This is a genomic window from Candidatus Amarolinea aalborgensis (assembly GCF_900491745.1).
Classification (GTDB): Bacteria; Chloroflexota; Anaerolineae; order SSC4; family Amarolineaceae; genus Amarolinea; species Amarolinea aalborgensis.
Map to the genome: position 1 here is coordinate 602,888 of NZ_UETR01000001.1, position 17,833 is coordinate 620,720.

Annotated in this window: 11 protein-coding genes; 5 read left to right on the forward strand and 6 right to left on the reverse strand. The window is 63.6% G+C overall.

What is annotated here, in order from left to right; genetic code table 11:
• Positions 1-33 precede the first annotated feature (33 nt).
• On the reverse strand, positions 34-1,173 hold the full coding sequence (locus ACPQ6D_RS02575; protein WP_423222712.1) for an acyl-CoA dehydrogenase family protein: 1,140 nt from the start codon (positions 1,171-1,173) through the stop codon (positions 34-36).
• 348 nt (positions 1,174-1,521) lie between these two features.
• Between ACPQ6D_RS02575 and ACPQ6D_RS02580 the strand changes: the two genes are divergently transcribed.
• A complete protein-coding gene (locus ACPQ6D_RS02580; RefSeq protein ID WP_423222713.1) occupies positions 1,522-3,852 on the forward strand; it encodes a hypothetical protein in 2,331 nt (776 codons plus the stop codon).
• 54 nt (positions 3,853-3,906) lie between these two features.
• Here the strand turns inward: ACPQ6D_RS02580 and ACPQ6D_RS02585 are convergent, their stop codons facing one another.
• The 4 genes from ACPQ6D_RS02585 to ACPQ6D_RS02600 all read right to left on the reverse strand — a co-directional run bounded on the left by ACPQ6D_RS02585 (position 3,907) and on the right by ACPQ6D_RS02600 (position 9,187).
• Complete coding sequence (locus ACPQ6D_RS02585; protein ID WP_423222714.1) at positions 3,907-4,734, reverse strand: SDR family NAD(P)-dependent oxidoreductase; 828 nt, start codon at positions 4,732-4,734, stop codon at positions 3,907-3,909.
• 21 nt (positions 4,735-4,755) lie between these two features.
• Positions 4,756-6,468: a thiamine pyrophosphate-binding protein gene (locus ACPQ6D_RS02590; protein ID WP_423222715.1), complete on the reverse strand. Its 1,713-nt coding sequence runs from the start codon at positions 6,466-6,468 to the stop codon at positions 4,756-4,758.
• A 117-nt stretch (positions 6,469-6,585) separates the two neighbouring features.
• Positions 6,586-7,905: an MFS transporter gene (locus ACPQ6D_RS02595; protein WP_423222716.1), complete on the reverse strand. Its 1,320-nt coding sequence runs from the start codon at positions 7,903-7,905 to the stop codon at positions 6,586-6,588.
• Between the two features lie 58 nt (positions 7,906-7,963).
• Positions 7,964-9,187, reverse strand: a complete 1,224-nt coding sequence (locus tag ACPQ6D_RS02600) for a zinc-dependent alcohol dehydrogenase (RefSeq protein WP_423222717.1) — start codon at positions 9,185-9,187, stop codon at positions 7,964-7,966.
• 372 nt (positions 9,188-9,559) lie between these two features.
• Between ACPQ6D_RS02600 and ACPQ6D_RS02605 the strand changes: the two genes are divergently transcribed.
• Positions 9,560-11,206: an aspartate:alanine exchanger family transporter gene (locus tag ACPQ6D_RS02605; RefSeq protein WP_423222718.1), complete on the forward strand. Its 1,647-nt coding sequence runs from the start codon at positions 9,560-9,562 to the stop codon at positions 11,204-11,206.
• Positions 11,207-11,357: 151 nt separating this feature from the next.
• Here the strand turns inward: ACPQ6D_RS02605 and ACPQ6D_RS02610 are convergent, their stop codons facing one another.
• Positions 11,358-12,329: a P1 family peptidase gene (locus tag ACPQ6D_RS02610; RefSeq protein WP_423222719.1), complete on the reverse strand. Its 972-nt coding sequence runs from the start codon at positions 12,327-12,329 to the stop codon at positions 11,358-11,360.
• A 246-nt stretch (positions 12,330-12,575) separates the two neighbouring features.
• Here ACPQ6D_RS02610 and ACPQ6D_RS02615 point away from each other — a divergent pair, with 246 nt between their 5' ends.
• The 3 genes from ACPQ6D_RS02615 (at position 12,576) to ACPQ6D_RS02625 (ending at position 17,711) form a co-directional block, all read left to right on the forward strand.
• Positions 12,576-14,669, forward strand: coding sequence for a sensor histidine kinase (locus ACPQ6D_RS02615; protein ID WP_423222720.1), 2,094 nt, complete (start codon positions 12,576-12,578; stop codon positions 14,667-14,669).
• Entirely contained in the window at positions 14,669-15,346 is a 678-nt protein-coding gene (locus tag ACPQ6D_RS02620; protein WP_423222721.1) for a response regulator transcription factor, read from the forward strand. The genes ACPQ6D_RS02615 and ACPQ6D_RS02620 overlap by 1 nt, the downstream gene beginning before the upstream one ends.
• Positions 15,347-16,244: 898 nt before the next feature.
• Positions 16,245-17,711 (forward strand): hypothetical protein, encoded by a 1,467-nt coding sequence (locus tag ACPQ6D_RS02625; protein WP_423222722.1) that lies wholly within the window; start codon positions 16,245-16,247, stop codon positions 17,709-17,711.
• Positions 17,712-17,833 lie beyond the last annotated feature (122 nt).

Below are 17,833 nucleotides of genomic sequence, written 5' to 3' on the forward strand. Positions count from 1 at the left end.
CCTTCGTCGTTCGCGACAGATTTTTTGGTGTTTTTACTTGAACAGTTCGCGGACGATGATCGTGCGCTGAATCTGTGACGTGCCTTCGTAGATCTGGTAAATCTTGGCGTCGCGCATCAGCTTCTCAACCGGATACTCGGCGCTGTAGCCATAGCCGCCAAACACCTGCACGGCATCGGTGGTCGTCTTCATCGCCATGTCCGCGCAGAAGGCCTTGGCCATAGCCGCTTCCTTGGCATTGGGCAGATGTTGATCGGCCAACCAGGCGGACTGCCAGGTCAACATGCGGCCAGCGTGGATATTCATCGCCATGTCCGCGATCATGAAGTTGACGCCCTGGAAGGCAGCAATGGGCTGACCAAAGGCCTTGCGCTCTTTGGCATACTTGATCGCCTCTTCCATCGCCCGGCGCGCGACGCCCACGGCGCCGGCCGCCACGGGCGGGCGCGAATTGTTGAAGACTTCCATGGCCACCTTGAAACCGGCGCCCTCAGGCCCGATCCGGTTGGCGGCCGGCACTTCGACATCTTCCATGATGACTTCGCTCGTCCAACTGGCGTGCTGCCCCATCTTCTCGATTGGCTTGCTCGTCTTGACGCCCCAGCCGCGCTCGACAACAAAGAAATTCAGCCCGCGGTGGCCGCCGTTCGGATCTACTTTGGCCAGGACAACGAACAGGTCGGCTACCGGACCGTTGGTGATCCAGGTCTTGGTGCCGTTGAGGACGTACTTGTCCCCGCGGCGCTCGGCCACGGTCTTGATCCCCGCCACGTCGGAGCCTGCGCCTGGCTCAGTCACGCAGTAGGCCGGCATCTTGCGGTTGTCCATGACCCAGCCGCCCAGGTACTGCTTCTTCTGTTCCTCACTGCCGCCAATGATGATCGGCAGGCAGGCGAGTTGGTTGAGCATGGTGGCGGTCTGAATGCCAGAGCAGCCCCAGGCCAATTCCTCGGCCACCAGGCATTCCTCCAGGACGCCCACGCCCGGCCCGCCGTAGGCTTCGGGAATGTTCAGGTTCATCAGGCCGATCTCCTGGGCCTTGTTGATGATCGGCCAGGGGTACTCGCCGCTTTTGTCATAGTGTTCGACAACCGGCAGGATCTCTTTGACAGCAAAATCGTGCGCCAGATCGCGCAGCATGCGCTGTTCATCGTTGAGGGTAAAGTCGAGCATAGTGAAGCCTCCACAATTGTGTGACAGATCGCCGTTGATCGTGTGATCGCACGGTGGACAAGAAACCAAGAGAAGTGCGGAGGTATTTGATGACGCCCCGCGTCATCAGTTTACCACACAACCCGCGCACTTGGCAACTTCTATCGCTTGTGCCTAATACCACTATTGCGCGTGCGCGCTTGTAACCTTTGGCGACGACGTGACTCTAATCTTCAGACGTAGTGTCTGATCTCGGCAGTCTGTCCGCGCCCGCCTCTGCTGTCTGTCTTTTGGGCGCCGTCTGCGCAGACACATCACGCTCTGTCAGCCGTTACCCTCGCCGCCTCGCTCACGAAAGGAGTTGGATGCATGAAACGTCGCTTATGGCCCTACTTGCGGTTACGCGTCTTCCTCGTGGTCCTGGTCTCGCTCGCTGTGGTTATGGGCGCCTACACCTTGTTGGGGCGTCCGCGTCCAGTTCAGGCCACCAGCAACTATCTAGCCGCCGCACGCCTTCAATACCCCACGATCATTGGCACCGCCCTGGATAGCTGCAACCTGTGCCATTTGTCCGGTTCGAATGATAAGAATCAATATGGCGATGCCTACGAGTCGCATGGCCACAATTTCAGCGCGATTGAGCTGCTTGATTCTGATCACGATGGCTACAACAACCTGACCGAGATCAACGCGCACACCTTCCCCGGAGATGCTGCCAGTCACCCAAACGGCGCGACGGCCACGCCTACCGCGACCGGCGCCCTCACCGCCACGCCGACGCCTGTGGTGGGGACACCCACACCTACGCCTACGGTTGGCCCGGTTCCACCCGGTGTGTATAAGATCATCGGCTGGAACGACCTGGGCATGCACTGCATGAACGAAAGCTTCGCCAACCTGGCTGTTTTGCCGCCGTTCAATACGTTGTGGGCGCAGGTGGTGCGCCAGGGGCCGCAGCCAACGATTGTGACCAGCGGCGTCACGGTGGAATACAGCATCCTCGACAACACCTACTCCGCGGGCAAGACCGATTTCTGGCAATATGCACAGGCGCTGTTTGGCGTCAACTTGCCGCCCAATGTTGGGTTGACCGGCTCCACCCTCGCTGGCGTCATGCACGCAGCCGGCGATCACTTTAAGGTTGAAGGCATCCCGCTGACGCCCTACCGTGACAGCGCGCCTACCACCTGGTATCCCTATCAATTGGCGCATCTGGTTGCCCGTGACAGCGCCACCGGGCAGGTATTGGCGCAGACGATCACCGTGGCGCCGGTCTCGACTGAGATGCGCTGCGATACCTGCCACGCCGACGGCATGCAGGGCGGCATTGCTACGGGCAATGTGGAGACAAACATCTTGACCCTGCACGATCACGAGGAAGGTACGTCGTTGATGACCCATCGGCCGGTGCTGTGCGCCAACTGCCACGGCTCCAATGCACTGGGCTTACCCGGCAACCCCAACCTGCCGAACCTGTCGCGTGCCATGCATCACAGACATGCGCCAGGCAACGCGCCCATTGGAGCCGACACGTCCCTGGACACGGGAGCGGTTCAGACGCTGGCGCGCTTCGCACGCGGCGAGCCGGCGGCCGTAGACGCAGCGGCGCTCAATCCCAACGACGGTACAAACAACTGCTATTTGTGCCATCCGGGCCAGCAGACACAGTGCCTGCGCGATGTGATGTACAGCGCCGGCATGCGCTGCATGGATTGTCACGGCGGCACGGCGCAGGTGGCAGACCCGACGCGCCGGCCCTGGATAGACGAACCGAAATGCGGCGCCTGCCACGGCTCCACGTATGCCGAAAACGCCAACACGCTTTACCGCAATTCGACGGGACACGGCGGCCTCTACTGCGAATCGTGCCACGGCAGCCCCCATGCCATCTTGCCTAGCACACAAGCCAACGACAACATTCAGAACATTGCCTTGCAAGGTCATGCTGGCGCCCTGAGCGATTGCCGGGTGTGCCACGCGCAAACTCCGCCAGGTCGCGGCCCGCATGGGATCATCCAACGGCCGGCCGTCTGCGCACCCGTTGACCTGATCCGCGACCCTGGTTTTGAGATTAGTCCCCCCAACCCGTACTGGCAAACCAGCAGTAACGTGGGCAGCGCCATTTTGACCGGGGGCAGCCAGCCGGCCCCGCATCGCGGCTCTTGGATGGCCCGCCTGGGCGGCGCGGACAATGTGCAGGAAAGCCTCTGGCACACCATGACGGTCCCCAGCGGGATCTCCGGTTTGCGTGTGAGCTACTGGTGGCGCGTGGACTCGACTGACCCGGCGCCTGCGGCCGATACGCTGGCGGTGCAGGTGCGCGCAGCCAATGGCGTGGTTCTGCAGACGCTGGAAACGCTGAATAATCAAAGCGCCAGCGCTGTCTGGGCCAAGAGCACGGTCACGCTGACGCAGCCCTACGCCGGGCAGACTATTCAACTGGCTTTCGTGGCGCAAACGAACGGCAGCAACCCAACCACCTTCTACGTGGATGATGCGGACATTATGAAGGTCTGTTTGAGCGGCCTGAGCGGCGACGTCACCGGTGATTGCCAGGTCACCGTGACGGATGTGCAGGATACCGCCGCGCATTGGACGGTGACGCAGGATGGCGCGTGCTTTGCTAACCCGTATGATCTGGAGCCAGACGGTCAGATTGATGTGATTGACATCGTGCGCGTTGCGGCGCAGTGGCAATAGAGTAAACGCCCGTGGCGTCATCGGCAAGATGGGGCCACGGGCGCGCGCACGATCTCAGGTCAGCTCGCGGCCGCCGGTCACGTTGTAGGCCTGGCCGGTGATGAAGCTGGCCTCGTCGGACGCCAGCCACGCGACCAGGTTCGCGACGTCGGCTGGCACACCCAGGCGGGCCAGGGGAATGCGGGCCACGTTGGTCTTGACTACCTCGTCGTAGGGGCGTCCCATGACCTGCGCCTCCAACTGAAAACCCCACTGCTTGAGCGCGGTGTCAATATCGCCGGGCAGCACCGCGTTGACCGTGATGCCGAAGGCCGCGACCTCCTGCGCCAACGATTCGCTTAGCGCCACCACGGCTGCCTTGCTGGCTGCGTAGGCGCTCATATAGATTTTGGGCCGCCGCGCGGCCAACGACGACATGTTGATGATGCGGCCGCCTCGGCCGCCACGGATCATCGCCGGCAGTGCGGCTTTGCAGCACAAAAATGTGCCGGTGGCGTTGATCTCCAACGTGCGGCGCCAGGCTTCTTCAGCCATCTGCGCCACCGGCGCCGGGCCAATGGTAGCCCCTGCGTTATTGACCAGGATGTCCACGCGGTCAAAGGCTTGCATCGCCGCGGTCATCATCTCAGCCACGGACGCCGCCTGCGTGACATCGACGCGCAACGGCAGGCAGCGTACGCCCGTCGTCTCGATTTCCTGCGCCACGGCCTGCATCTCCTCCCACTGCCCGGAACCGCCGTGCAGCAGCGTGGACGGCGGCGCGGCCAGGTCGGCGATGACGAGATGCGCCCCGGCCGCGGCCAGGCGCTGCGCCACCGCCACGCCGATGCCGCCCCGACGACCGGCGCCAGTGACAATGGCAACTCTGTCTTGCAGATTCATGGTGATTCCCTCGCGCTCAGACTAATCCGTGGCCCGGTAGACCAGCGAACCAAACTCCAGCAGACCGGGCGGCGCCATGTTGACCTCCGGGTCCACCATGACCTGGATCAGCGCGGGTCGGCCGGCGGCCGCGGCGCGGGCCAGGGCCGGCTGCAGTTCATCCAGGTTGGCGACCAGCTCGCCATGACAGCCGAACGCGGCGGCAACCTGGTCGTAGCGGATGTCAGGCGACAGCTCCGTCTCTACGAACGTTGGCAGTTGCGCCATCAGTTGGGAAGAGCGTTCCATGCCCCAGCCGCGATCCACGGCGACGACTACGATGATCGCGGCGCCATGACGGCGCGCAGTTTCCAGTTCCTGGATGTTGAAGCCGATCGCGCCGTCGCCCGAAATCAGGTAGACCGCGCGGTCAGGCGCGGCCAGCTTGGCGCCGATGGCGTACGGCAAGCCGGTGCCCAGGTGACCGAACTTGGCGGTGTAGAGATAGCTGCGCGGCCCGTAGATCGGGTGATAGCTGGCGCACCACAGGCTGGTGTTGCCGCCGTCCTGCACCATGATGCCGTCGCGTGGGAAGAACTCGCGTACGGTTTTGACCATCTGCCCGGAGTTGACGCCATGCCGACCGGCCTGCAGCGCGCGCGCCAGCTGCGCCTGCAGCGGCGCTGTGGCCTGGCGATAGCGCGCAAAGCCGTCGTGCAGCGGCCGCGGAGCAGCCTGGGCTTGCACCTGCGTCAACAGCGCGGCCAGCGCGGCCTGTGCATCGCCCACAATGCCGACATCCACTGGCCGGTTGAGACCGATGGCCGTGGGATCGGCGTCCACGTGAATGAGCGCCGCGCCTTCCACCGGGCCCCACAGCGGCGGTTTTCCCCACGCGTCCAGCTCGCCCAGGCGCGCGCCCACGACGAGCGTCACATCGGCCTCGCCGCGCGCGGCGGCCAGCGCGTCCTGGTTGAGGATATGGATGTACTGGGGATGATCTTCGGGCACGACGCCGCGCGCGGCCAGGGTGGTGGTCATCACTGCGCCGAGATGTTCACCCAGGGCGACGAACGCGGGCGCCGCGCCCGCCCAGGTGACGCCGCTGCCGGCGTGAAGCAGGGGACGTTTGGCGTTGGCAAGCAGCGCGGCGGCCTTGGCCAGCAGCATGGGATCGCCCGGACCCAGGCGCGGGACGCGATAGGTCTCCGGCGCAAACACCGGCGCGTCGGCCTCGTCGCCTACGCCGCGCAGCAGGTCTTCGGGGATCTCGATGTAGACCGGGCCAGGGCGGCCGCTCGTCGCGATCCGATAGGCCTTACGCAGCAGCTCCGGCAGGCGGCGCCAGTCGCGCAGGCCCGCCGCGAATTTGGTCACGGGACGGTAGAAATCCACCAGGTCGAGCACCTGGAATGCGCCGCCGCGGTCGGGGTCAATGATGGTGCGCCGCCGCTGGCCGGTGATCGCAATCACCGGACTGCCCTCGGCGTAGGCGGTGGCGATGCCAGAGACCATGTTGGCCGCGCCAGGGCCGATGCCGCCAATCACAACGCCTGGCTCGCCGCGGATACGCGCCCAGGCTTCGGCCATGTGCGCCGCGGCCGCCTCATGCCTGGCCGACACGAAGCGCATGTCATACGTTTGCAGCTTGGCGAGGAACGCATTGTGACTGCCATCGAGCAGTCCGAAGATCGTGCTGACGCCCTCAGCCTTGAGGCATTTCAGCAGCAATTCTCCGCCGGTCATTTGAGTCATGAAAAACAAACCTCCATTTGTCAGGTCAATCCTCACACAAAGCCACAAAGCCACCACGGTGTCGAGAGCTCCTTCGTGACTTGGTGTCTTTGTGTGAGCCATCAAGCTATTTTTTGGCTAAGCGCCGTGCGCCGCCGCGGTGGCGCGGCCGCGCTCTTCGTTGACAAAACGCAGGACAAAGAGGCCGGCGGCCAGGAAAACCGCGATGGACAGAATGGCAATGCGCTGACCCATCTGTTCCGCGCTGGTCACGGCAACGCCCTGCCGCTCATACCAGAGCGCGGCTTCGGCCGCCAGCCAGCCGTAGACGGCCGGCCCGATGAAGGACGAGGTGCGGCCGACAATCGAAAAGAAGCCGTAGAACTCGCCGCTCTGGGCCGGGGGCGTCAGCACGCCAACCATCGTGCGGCTGACCGACTGCACGCCAGCCATGGCGATGCCGGCAAATGCGCCGATGACCAGGAAGCCCGTCTGCGTCTGGTTGAAATAAAGCCAGATGACGATCAGAATCATCATGATGATGGACAGGGTCAGCGTGCGCTTACAGCCGTAGCGGTCAGCCAGGATGCCGAAGATGTACGCGCCGATGACGTTGGTGATTTGCACGATGATGACAAAGACGATGAGCATGGTTTGGTTCATGCCGAAGAGAACCGCGCCAATGATGGCGGCAAAGTCGAGCGCCATGATGATGCCGTCATCGTACAGCAGCACCGCCAGCATGAACTTGAGGAACTCGCGAAACTGGCGCGCGGTGCGGATGGTGCGCTGCAACTGGTGCAGGGCCATGCTGAAGTAAGTTTCGCCGGCGGGGAGCGGCTGCGCCGTGCCGCGCTCGCGCAGCCACAGGAAAATGGGCACGGCGAAGAGCGCGAAGAAAAGCCCAGTGATGACCAGGGAGACGCGCACGATGAAAGCGCCTTTGATGAACACGATCAGGGGTAGGATGATGAGCAGGATGACGACGCCGCCTGCGGAGCCGATCGCCCAGCCGGTGCCAGAGATGCGGCCAATTTCGGCCGGCGCTGCGATTTCGGTCAACAGCGCGTTGTAGAAGACCTGCGCGCTGCGGTAGCCGATTTCCGCCAGGATGAAGAAAACCATGCCCATGAGGATGTCGCCCTTCTGCACGAAGAAGAGCAGACTGGTGAACGCGCACGCGATGGAGGTGAAGATGAACAAGAAGCGCTTCTTGCTGGCGGAGAAATCGGCGATTGCGCCGAAAATGGGCGAGAGCACGGCGACGACGATCATGGCGACGGAGATGGAAAGACCCCACAGTCGCGACCCCTCGGCGCCGCCCACGACTTCGTTCTTGAAGTAGGCGGAGTAGACGGCCAACAGAACCACGGCGGCGTACGACGAGTTGGCGAAGTCGTACAGGTACCAGGCCCAGCGTTCGCGGCTGGTGGACAACGGTTTGCTCACAGCACTCATCAGCAAAGCTCCTTTCTACTCGACGGCTCTTGTTGCACAGACAATCCAGCGCATTGCGTTATGGCGCGGCCGTTGCCAGCTCCTCGAACGCAACCTTGATCGAACGCGCCTGGCGTTTATCCACGGCCGTGGCAAATGCCTGGCGGAAGGCGTGGAGGGGGAAGCGGTGCGTCAACAGGGGATCGGTGCGCAGGCGGCCGCTCTGCATCCAGCGCAGCGCCAGCTCAAAGGTGGAGATCTCTTCGCCCTGCCAGACGACGATGTCATGCCCCACCGCGCCCAGGAGATTCACTTCCTGGTGCCAGACCGGGGTCAGGTCCACCCGCATGCGGTGCAGATTGACGCCAACCAACACCACCGTGCCGCGGGCCTGGGTCCAACGCAGGGCATTCGTGAGCGTGGCGGGAATGCCGACGACATCGAAGACCGTGTCGAAACCGCCCATCAGCATGCGGTTGCCGCCGCGGCCGTGATACAGACGCGCGCCGGTGAGGGCTGCGGCCTCAGCGTAACCATCGGCATGCGCCAGGAAAACGTGATCCACGCCGCATGCGCGCGCCAGGTCAGCCTGCCAGGGAAACTCGGCCACGGCGCTGATCTTGGCTTGCGCTTGCACGGCGCGTAAGACCTGGATGAGCAGGAAGCCAATCGTGCCGACGCCGAGCACCAGCACATGCTGACCAGGTTGGGGCAGGCAGCGCCAGGCCGCGTGGATGGCCACGGCGGCCGGCTCGGTGAAGATGGCTTGCTCATCGCGCACTGCGTCTGGGACGCGGACCAGGGTGCTGGCTGGGGTGATGAAGGTGTCGCCGAAGCCGCCGCCGATAGGATGATGGCTGCGCGGCTCGGACGCTCGCATACACAGCACGCGGTGCCCCCGCGCGCACGCTGGACAGCGATCAGCCAGGCCGCGGGCCGCGCAATCATCCGCGCGTCCCCAGCGCACCACGCGGTCGCCCGGACGCCATGCGGTCTGGGCTGGACCGGCTTCGATGACATCGCCGACCATTTCGTGGCCCAGGTAAATGCGGCGGTGCGAGGGCAGCGCCACGGGCGCGACGTCGAGGCTGGCGTCGAGGAAAATCTGGTGCAGGTCGCTGCCGCAAATGCCGCACAAGCGATTGCGCACACGCACCCAGTCGGGCTGGGGCAAGGGAGGATCAGGTAGGGTGAGCAGGCGTAGGGGAGCGGTGGGGGCAAAGTAGGCGGCAGGCGTCAGGCGGCTCAGCACACGCGTGAGCGCGATCTTCGAGACATCCATGTCTACCACCATTGTTTGCATGGCTGCGCCTTCGCCTTAAACGCTGTTGCAAGGGAGTGATCGAAATCGCGCCTGAGGGGCGCACCGCCGGGGGGTCAACCTGCTTGGACGCGAGGCCGGTCAGCGCAGGCTGACGGCTCGACTGAGCTCGCCGAAGTCCTGGCGGCGGAACGCCCTTGCGCCCCGAATTCATTCGGCGGCGGCTGCAGTCGGCGCAGGATGCCTGAGCAGCCACACAAGATGAACGACACGCAAGCTCGATCTGATGGGCTACATCAGTTTACCATGAAATCGGGCAGACCGCTACTTTGTGCGGCCAGACGCATTGACAAAAGCGTTTGTAGGGCGTATCATGTTCTCTGCACGTGTCATTCTTCACACAGGTTGGGTCTTATGATTGATATTCTACTTGCCAATCCTCTACTCTTGCTTTTCCTGGTTGGCGCCATTGGTTATGCCCTGGGCAGCATCAAGATCGGCGGCAGCAGCCTGGGCGTGGCCGCGGTGCTGTTCGTTGGCCTGGCGTTCGGCGCGCTGCACCCAGACATGAAGCTGCCCGAGTTGGTGTACCAATTGGGGCTCGTGGTCTTTGTCTACACCGTGGGACTGAGCAGCGGCCGTCAATTCTTTGCCTCGTTTCGCCGCCGCGGCCTGCGCGACAATCTGTTCATCCTGGGTATGTTGATCCTCGCCACCATCCTGGTGATGGTGGTCGGCAGTGCGCTGCGGCTGACCCCGGCCGTGATCTCCGGCATGTTCACCGGTGGGTTCACCAACACGGCCGCGCTGGCTGCTTCACTCGAATATATCAAGAGCGCGGCGTCCCCGGCGGTGGTGCAGCAGATCCTGGCTGAGCCAGTCGTCGGCTTTTCAATTACCTATCCGATGGGTGTCATTGGCGTCATTCTCGTCATTGCCATCATGCAGCGTGTGTGGAAGATTGACTATGTGGCCGAGGCCAGCCGGGTGCGCGATGTGGCTGCCACCAGCCGTCGGCTGTCCAACCGTACGATCCAGGTGACGCAAGAGGCTGCAATTGGCGCCACGATCGCCGAACTGCAGCAGCGCCACCATTGGGATGTCGTGTTTGGACGGCTGCGGCGTGGGGGAAAATTGGCCATTGCCGCATCGGACGCTCCCTTGCAGCGCGACGACCTGGTCAGCATCGTAGGCACGACCGAGGAATTGGACAAGGTGGCCGCGGCTCTTGGCCCGGTCAGCGAGGAGCATCTGGAGCTTGACCGCGGCGAATATGACTTTCGGCGCATCTTCGTTTCCAAGCCGCACGTCGCCGGTCAGCGCCTGCGTGATCTCAACCTGCCGCAGCAGTTTGGCGCCGTGGTGACGCGCGTGCGCCGCGGCGACCTTGAACTGCTGGCCCAGGATGACCTGGTTCTGGAACTGGGCGATCGCGTGCGCGTCGTGGTGCGCCGCGAGAACATGGAAGCGATCAGTAAGTTCTTTGGCGATTCGTACAAAGCCCTGAGCGAGATTGAGATTTTGCCCTTCAACCTGGGCCTGGCGCTCGGAATTTTGCTCGGCATGCTTCCCATTCCACTGCCCGGCGGCGTGACCTTACGCTTGGGCATTGCCGGCGGTCCGCTGATTGCCGCGCTGATCCTGGGCGCGATTGACCACACCGGCCCGCTGGTCTGGAACCTCTCCTACAACGCCAACCTGACCCTTCGCCAACTCGGCCTGGTGCTCTTTCTAGCCGGCGTCGGCACCCGTTCCGGCTATGCCTTCGTCAGCACCATGCAGCAGGGCGGCGGCCTGACGATCTTCATCGCCGGCGCCTTGCTCACCATGCTGATTGCTTTCCTCACGCTGTGGATTGGCCGCACCGTTTTCAAGATTCCAATGGGGCTGCTGATCGGTATGGCAGCCGGGCTGCAAACGCAGCCGGCGGCCCTCGGTTTTGCCCAGCAGCAGTCGGGCGATGAGCTGCCGAACATCGGCTACGCTGCGGTCTACCCGATTGCGTTGATTAGCAAGATCTTACTGGTGCAATTGATCCTGGCCGTGCTGATGCGCGCCTGACCTGTGAATGGTCCGATGGCTCACACAAAGACACCAAGACGCCAAGAAGCTCCCGACACCTTTGTGCCTTTGTGTGAGTACCGATCTGAAAGTAAGCCGCGGATGAACACGGATCGCCATAAATGGTCTGCATTCATTCGCGGTTGCGCGCTCAGCGCATGGGCAACTGGCTGGCTTGGTTCCGTGCGCCAGCCACAACAGCTTGCGCAAACACCTCGGCCGCCAGCGCGCCCACCAGATTGACATCCGCCGCCATGTCGCCGGCGGCCAGCGCGAAAATCGTATCGCCATCGAACATCGTATGCGCCGGGCGAATGCTGCGCGCCAGGCCGTCGTGCGCCATCTGCGCGACCTTGTTCACCTGCTCCTTGCTCAGGCGGGCGTTCGTTGCCACGACGCCGATCACCGTGTTGTGGGCAAAAGGCGTCGAGCCAACAGCCGGCCCCACGGCGGAATTGGCGGCAAGCTGCATCAGCGCCAGGGTGTCGCCGCTGCGTCCGGCCGCCGGCGGCTGGACGCCCGCCACGATCTGGCCGGTCGCTGGATCTACGACGTCGCCAAACGGATTGACCGCCGCCAGCGCGCCGACGACCAGACCATTGTCCAGGGTTACGCTGACGCTTCCTAACCCGGTGCGTGTGGCGTGCGCCATGCCCGCGATCTTGCCCGCGGTGGCGCCAATGCCCACGCCGACGCGCCCTTGCACCACCGGCGCATCCGTCGCCTGCAGGCACGCTTCATACCCCATCTCCGCGTCGGGCCGCACGTCTGCGCGGCCGATTCCCAAATCAAACAGTACAGCGGCAGCCACGATGGGCACGCGCGCCACCGGCGTTTCGAAGCCGACCCCGCGGCCGGCCAGGTACCGCATCACTCCGCTGGCCGCATCCAGCCCAAAGGCCGAGCCGCCGGCCAGGACAATCGCATGCACCTGCTCCACCAGGTGCATAGGGCGCAGCAGATCCGTCTCGCGCGTGCCCGGCGCACCTCCGCGCTGATCCACGCCGCCCACCGCGCCTGCTTCACACAGAATGACCGTGCAGCCGGTCAATGCCTCCGCGTCATGGGCATGGCCCACGCGCAGCCCGGCCACTGCGGTCAGCGTCTCGTTGATTCTGTTCATCGGCGTTTCCTCCCTCGGTTCACTCTGCGCCCAAGCCGCCCTATCGGCAGCGTCATAAGCCTCATCAATCGGTTGTTCTCCATTCCCGCTTAACAAGAGATCGGAAAGAACGGGAAGTTCTTTCTTGACACATCCGTACCATACCGCAAAAAACTCCACATGAAAAATCCTCCCCCTGCAATCTGCCATCTCCAATCTCCAATCATCCTCTGGACAGGATGCGAAGCCGGATGTTATAATCACCCCATGCAACGCCTACTTGCCCACTATGACCGCCTGCCCGTCCAGCTCATTCTGAGTTTCGTGGGGCTGGCGCTGTTGATCAACCTGGCGGTTGGTCTGCCAGCCCTGTGGCTCATCCGCGGCCAACTGGAACGCCAGGCGTGGACCCAGGTGGAGCAAGGGCGTCAGGCCACCCAGGCGCTCTACGCGGCGCGCCAGACCGAAGTCCATAACCTGGCCCTCCTGACTGCGCAGCGCCCCACCTTGCGTGGCCTGCTGGCGTCGGCCGACCGCGCCGCGCTGACCGATTACCTGCGCACGCTGCAGACCGGCGCGGACCTCGATGTCCTATTGGTGTGTACGGCCGCGGGCCGCCCCCTGGCCCAGGTTGGCGACCCGCTGCCGCCAGACGCCTGCCAGGCGCCCCGCGACGGCTGGTTGGCCCTCACGGCCGATGGCAACCAGGCCCTGTGGCTGCTCGACACCCAACCTGTCGAGGGCCTTCCCGATGCCGCGCCGCCGCAGGTGATCGTCGGAGTACGCCTATCCGCAGCCTTCGCTGCGCAGCTGCGCGATCAGACCGGTCTGGAGCACACGCTGCTGTGGGCCGCGCGACCGCTGGTCAGCACGCTGCCTGGCGACGCTGCGGGCTGGGCCGCCATCGCCCGCGGCGCCGCGACCAGCGGCGCGGCCGCGTCACGCACGACCTTCGATTGGGCCAACCGCCATTTCTACGCGGAGCGCCTGCCGTTGAGCGCGGACGCGAACACCGGCCTGACAGCCGAGGTGGCGCTCGACGTGACGGGCCTGGTGACGACCCAACAACGGCTGGCGCGCACGCTTCTGGGCGGCATTCTGGCGGTGGCGCTCATTGGTTCGCTGCTGGGCGCGATCGTGGCCCGGCGCATCAGCCGGCCGTTGGTGCGCCTGGCCGACGCGGCGGCCGCTTTGAGCCAGGGCACGCTGGATCAATCCCTGGCCGCGGATATGCGCGTGCGCGAAGTCGCGCAGGTGGCGCAGGCGTTGGAAACGTCCGGCCGCGAGCTGCAGCACACCCTGGCGGATCTACGCCAGGAGAAGGCCTGGCGCGATAACCTGCTGGAAGCGATTGTCGAGGGCATCGTCACGTTGGATGGACGCGGACGCATCATTTTCTTCAGCCCCGGCGCAGAGCGCATCAGCGGCTGGTCGCGTTACGATGTGGAAGGCCGCGCGTGCGATGACGTGTTTCGCCTGGCGGAAAGCAGCACCCCATTCACGCGCGCGATCCCCGCGCCTGGGCAGCGCATCAAACTCAACGTGCGCCTGGCCAATGAGCGCACGGCCACCCTGAGTGTGACCGGCGCGCGGCTGGCGCCGCCGGAGTCAGGCGCCGCGCGCGTGGCGCTGGTATTCCGTGACATCAGCGATGAGGAGGCCATGCACCGCCTGCTCGGCCATTTCCTGGCGAACATTGCGCACGAATTCCGCACGCCGCTGGCCGCTCTCACCGCGTCCATCGAGCTGCTGCTCGATCAGGCGCCTGATCTGAGCGCAGCCGAGCTGCAGGAACTGCTCAACGCCCTGCACCTGGGCAGCCTGGCGCTGCAAGCCCTGGTGGACAACCTGTTGGAGGGCGCCAGCATCGAGGCCGGGCGCTTCCGGGTCTATCCACATCCCACCGATCTGTCCGCAATCGTCGCTGAGGCCGCGCAATGGATGCAGCCGCTGCTGGAAAAGCGCCAGCAGCGCCTCGAGGTGATCCCTGCAGTCAGTCCGCTGACCGTCCGCGCCGATGCCAAACGCACCGTGCAGGCTCTGGTCAATCTGCTCTCCAACGCCAGCAAATACAGTCCAGAGGCCAGCACGATCACGATTCGTGTGGAGGATGCTGGCGAGTACGCGCGCCTCAGCGTGTGCGACCAGGGGCCGGGCATCCCTGCCGACCAGGTGCAAGATGTCTTTCGCCGTTTCCAGCGCAGCGACAATGAGGCTGAGCCTGCGCAGTACGGCGTGGGCTTGGGGCTTTCCCTGGTCAAGGCCATCATCGAAGCACAAGGCGGCCAGGTTGGCGTGGAAAACCAGGCCGCCGGCGGCGCAGCTTTTTGGATCAGTATCCCCATCGCCGGTCAAACCTGATGAAAGCGCTGATCGTGGATGATGATCGCGTCCTGGCCGACCTGACGGCCTTTGCCCTGCGTCGCGCCGGCTTCGATGTCATCCAGGCTTTCGACGGGGAGGTCGCGCTGCGTCGTTGGGAGGCAGAGCAACCTGATTTGATCATCCTGGATGTCAACCTGCCCAGGGTGGACGGCTTCACCGTCTGCCGGCGCATCCGCGCCGTGGCCGCGACGCCCATCATCATGCTGACCGTGCGCGACAAGGAAGATGACATCGTCCGCGGCCTTAACCTGGGCGCGGATGATTACATGGCCAAGCCGTTCAGCCCCCGCCAACTGGTGGCGCGCAGCCTGACCGTGCTGCGCCGCGCGGGCAAAACGCTGGCGCCGGCTGTGCGTCAAGCGGGCAGCCTCTCCTTTGACAGCAGTCGGCGGGAAGTGCGCCGCGACGACGGCGCACCAGTCACGCTTACGCCCCTCGAAGGCCGTCTTCTCGATCTGCTGATGACCAACGCCGGACAGATTCTGCCCAGCGAGACGATCATTGACCAGGTCTGGGGTCCGGAAGGCGGCGACCGCGACATGCTGCGCCAACTGGTGCGCCGCCTGCGCGCGCGCATCGAGCCAGACCCCGCCCACCCCACCCTCATCGAAACCATCCCCGGCCTCGGCTACGGCCTCAAGACCAACACCTAAACTCATCCCCTCGCAGGGCTGCGACAGAACGGCAACCTCAGAGGCGCGCAACGCGCTCACAAGCCAACGCAGTGATGTCCACTGGCCCCTGCGAGGGTTGGCAGGGGAGAAATCGGCCAACCTTGCGCAGGCTCGCCGGGGAAGGAGCTTGCGCCGGCGAGGACGTCGCCGGTTTGCCCGCCGTAGGAGCGCGCAGCCAGGGGGTCCGGCCTCCTGGCCGGACAACGTCGTCACAGAAAAGCGAACGCTGCGGCTGACGACGTTGTCACGCCGGAGGCGTGACCTACGAGGGAAGCCAGCCTGCGCAAGGGGATGCCCCTCGCAGGGCTGCGGCGCGATGACGCACTCAGAGGTGCATGGCGCTCTCACAAGTCAACGCTGTGATGTTCCGTGACCCCTGCGAGGGTTGCCAGCCGCGGCCGCCCAACCTTGCGCAGGCCTGCCGGGTAAGGATCCCGTGTCGATGAGGGCGATCTTGGCTTGCTCGGCACTGGATGGAGCAGCCAGCCTGCGCAAGGGGATGTCGCCCCCTCGCAGGGCTGCGGCAAGATGACGACCTCAGATGCGGGCGACGCGGCCACAAGCAATGCGCTGATGTTCCGTGACCCCTGCGCGCATGGCATCAGGATGATGCGTGTCATAGCGCGCGGTTGGCGGATCAAGTAGAATGGTGATAGTTTCCTGGTTTGTTTCTTTTGTCGTGCTGTGACCCTGACAGCGGTGAAAGAGTCCCGGAGGTCGCTGCAAATGCTGGTCGTTCACCTGGCATTGAAGCGGCTTTTTTGTTTCCGCACAGATTGGACACACAGGATTCCCACCGTGTTGATTTCGCTTTCCCACTTCTGCTTGCGTTCATCGAGTAATCGAATCAATCGCTATTGAGAGGTCATGGAGGCCGATGATGACAGATACGAACAACACGGAGCAAGGGCGATTCGCGATCAAGATCATCGCGGTCGCGATCTCATGCCTGGCGGTGCTCCTGGTCACGGTAGGGCTTGCCCATGCGGGTGATGTACCTTCTGAGGCAACGCCGCACGATTTCTCATGTATGGATGTGACGCAGATTCCGCTTGCCGATTGTCAGGCGCTCGTGGCTTTGTACAACAGCACGAACGGGGCGCAGTGGGGCCTTGCTGCAGGTTGGCAACAGACGAACACTCCTTGTGCCTGGGGTGGAGTAACCTGTGTCAATGGGCGCGTCGGCTTGCTCAATCTAGCGGGAAGGGGCCTACAAGGTTTTATTGCGCCAGAATTGGGCAATCTGAGCGGATTGTATGTGCTCGACTTGAGCTACAACAACATCACTGGCAGCATGCCGCCCACCCTGGGCAACTTGACGAATCTCAATCGCCTGAGAATATTTAGTAGTCATTTGGGCGGGACAATTCCGCCTGAATTAGGCAACCTATCGAACTTGCAGTTGCTTCAGCTATCCGAGAACGAGCTGAGCGGTCCGCTACCGCCGACCCTGGGCAACCTGTCTCTCCTTGAGGACATGGCCATCGAGTTGTGCTTTCTGAGCGGAGAGATTCCCCCCGAACTGGGCAATCTGCATAACCTGCGCCAACTTTCGCTCTATCGTAACCAGCTGCAGGGCGCCATTCCGGCCACATTCGGAAATCTGACCAACCTGGAATACCTCTCCCTGGGCACCAATCACTTGAGCGGGCCGATCTCACCAGAACTGGGCAAGCTGACGCAGGTTCAATACCTGGATTTATCCAGTAATCACTTGAGCGGCTCGATCCCGTCCGAACTGGGCAACATGAGCAGTCTGCTCGGACTCGAACTAAGCGACAATCAGTTGTCGGGCGAGGTTCCGGCTGAACTGATGCAGCCGCCGTACTTGTCATGGGTCGGTGTGGACTACAACATGGTGACGCCCACCGATCCAACGGTGATTGCGTGGCTCAACACGGTGGATCCGGGGTGGGAGTACACCCAGACGGTGCCGCCGAGCCATGTGCAGGCCACCCTGGTCGCCAGCCGAAGCGTGACCCTGACCTGGACGCCGATTCTGCACCTATGGTGGGAGGAGGGCTTCTATGAGGTGAGCTATGCCACAAGGCCCGGCGGGCCTTATGTGGTGCATGGCACGACGCCTGACAGGGCGACCGACCATTATGGGGCCGCTGATCTGCCGCCCGCCAATCTCTATTGTTTCGTTGTGCGAACGTTCACGGCGCGGCCCATTTTCTATTTTGCCAACGAATGGTGGAGCGCCTACAGCCCCGAAGTCTGCGTGGGCGCGCCGACCGCGGTGCGCTTGCGCAGTTTTTCGGCCACGGCGACCTTGTGGGGCCGTTCGCTCTGCACCTCTGGTCGCTGGTCGCTCCTATGTCGGGCGCTTCCAGTCAGGTAACTACCTGGGACTTCCCGTGAATTGATGTAGCGCTCTCACGCCCCTGGTTTCTCGTACAAACCAGGGGTGTGTCTTCGAGCGAGTCCTTGCCATTGGCAACCGAGCAAGCGGTCAACCCGGGC

What these genes read in the sequence shown, in the direction of transcription:
- ACPQ6D_RS02575 (WP_423222712.1), bottom strand. Translation starts at nt 1,173, where the DNA reads ATGCTCGACTTTACCCTCAACGATGAACAGCGCATGCTGCGCGATCTG.
- ACPQ6D_RS02580 (WP_423222713.1), top strand. Translation starts at nt 1,522, where the DNA reads ATGAAACGTCGCTTATGGCCCTACTTGCGGTTACGCGTCTTCCTCGTG.
- ACPQ6D_RS02585 (WP_423222714.1), bottom strand. Translation starts at nt 4,734, where the DNA reads ATGAATCTGCAAGACAGAGTTGCCATTGTCACTGGCGCCGGTCGTCGG.
- ACPQ6D_RS02590 (WP_423222715.1), bottom strand. Translation starts at nt 6,468, where the DNA reads ATGACTCAAATGACCGGCGGAGAATTGCTGCTGAAATGCCTCAAGGCT.
- ACPQ6D_RS02595 (WP_423222716.1), bottom strand. Translation starts at nt 7,905, where the DNA reads ATGAGTGCTGTGAGCAAACCGTTGTCCACCAGCCGCGAACGCTGGGCC.
- ACPQ6D_RS02600 (WP_423222717.1), bottom strand. Translation starts at nt 9,187, where the DNA reads ATGCAAACAATGGTGGTAGACATGGATGTCTCGAAGATCGCGCTCACG.
- ACPQ6D_RS02605 (WP_423222718.1), top strand. Translation starts at nt 9,560, where the DNA reads ATGATTGATATTCTACTTGCCAATCCTCTACTCTTGCTTTTCCTGGTT.
- ACPQ6D_RS02610 (WP_423222719.1), bottom strand. Translation starts at nt 12,329, where the DNA reads ATGAACAGAATCAACGAGACGCTGACCGCAGTGGCCGGGCTGCGCGTG.
- ACPQ6D_RS02615 (WP_423222720.1), top strand. Translation starts at nt 12,576, where the DNA reads ATGCAACGCCTACTTGCCCACTATGACCGCCTGCCCGTCCAGCTCATT.
- ACPQ6D_RS02620 (WP_423222721.1), top strand. Translation starts at nt 14,669, where the DNA reads ATGAAAGCGCTGATCGTGGATGATGATCGCGTCCTGGCCGACCTGACG.
- ACPQ6D_RS02625 (WP_423222722.1), top strand. Translation starts at nt 16,245, where the DNA reads ATGATGACAGATACGAACAACACGGAGCAAGGGCGATTCGCGATCAAG.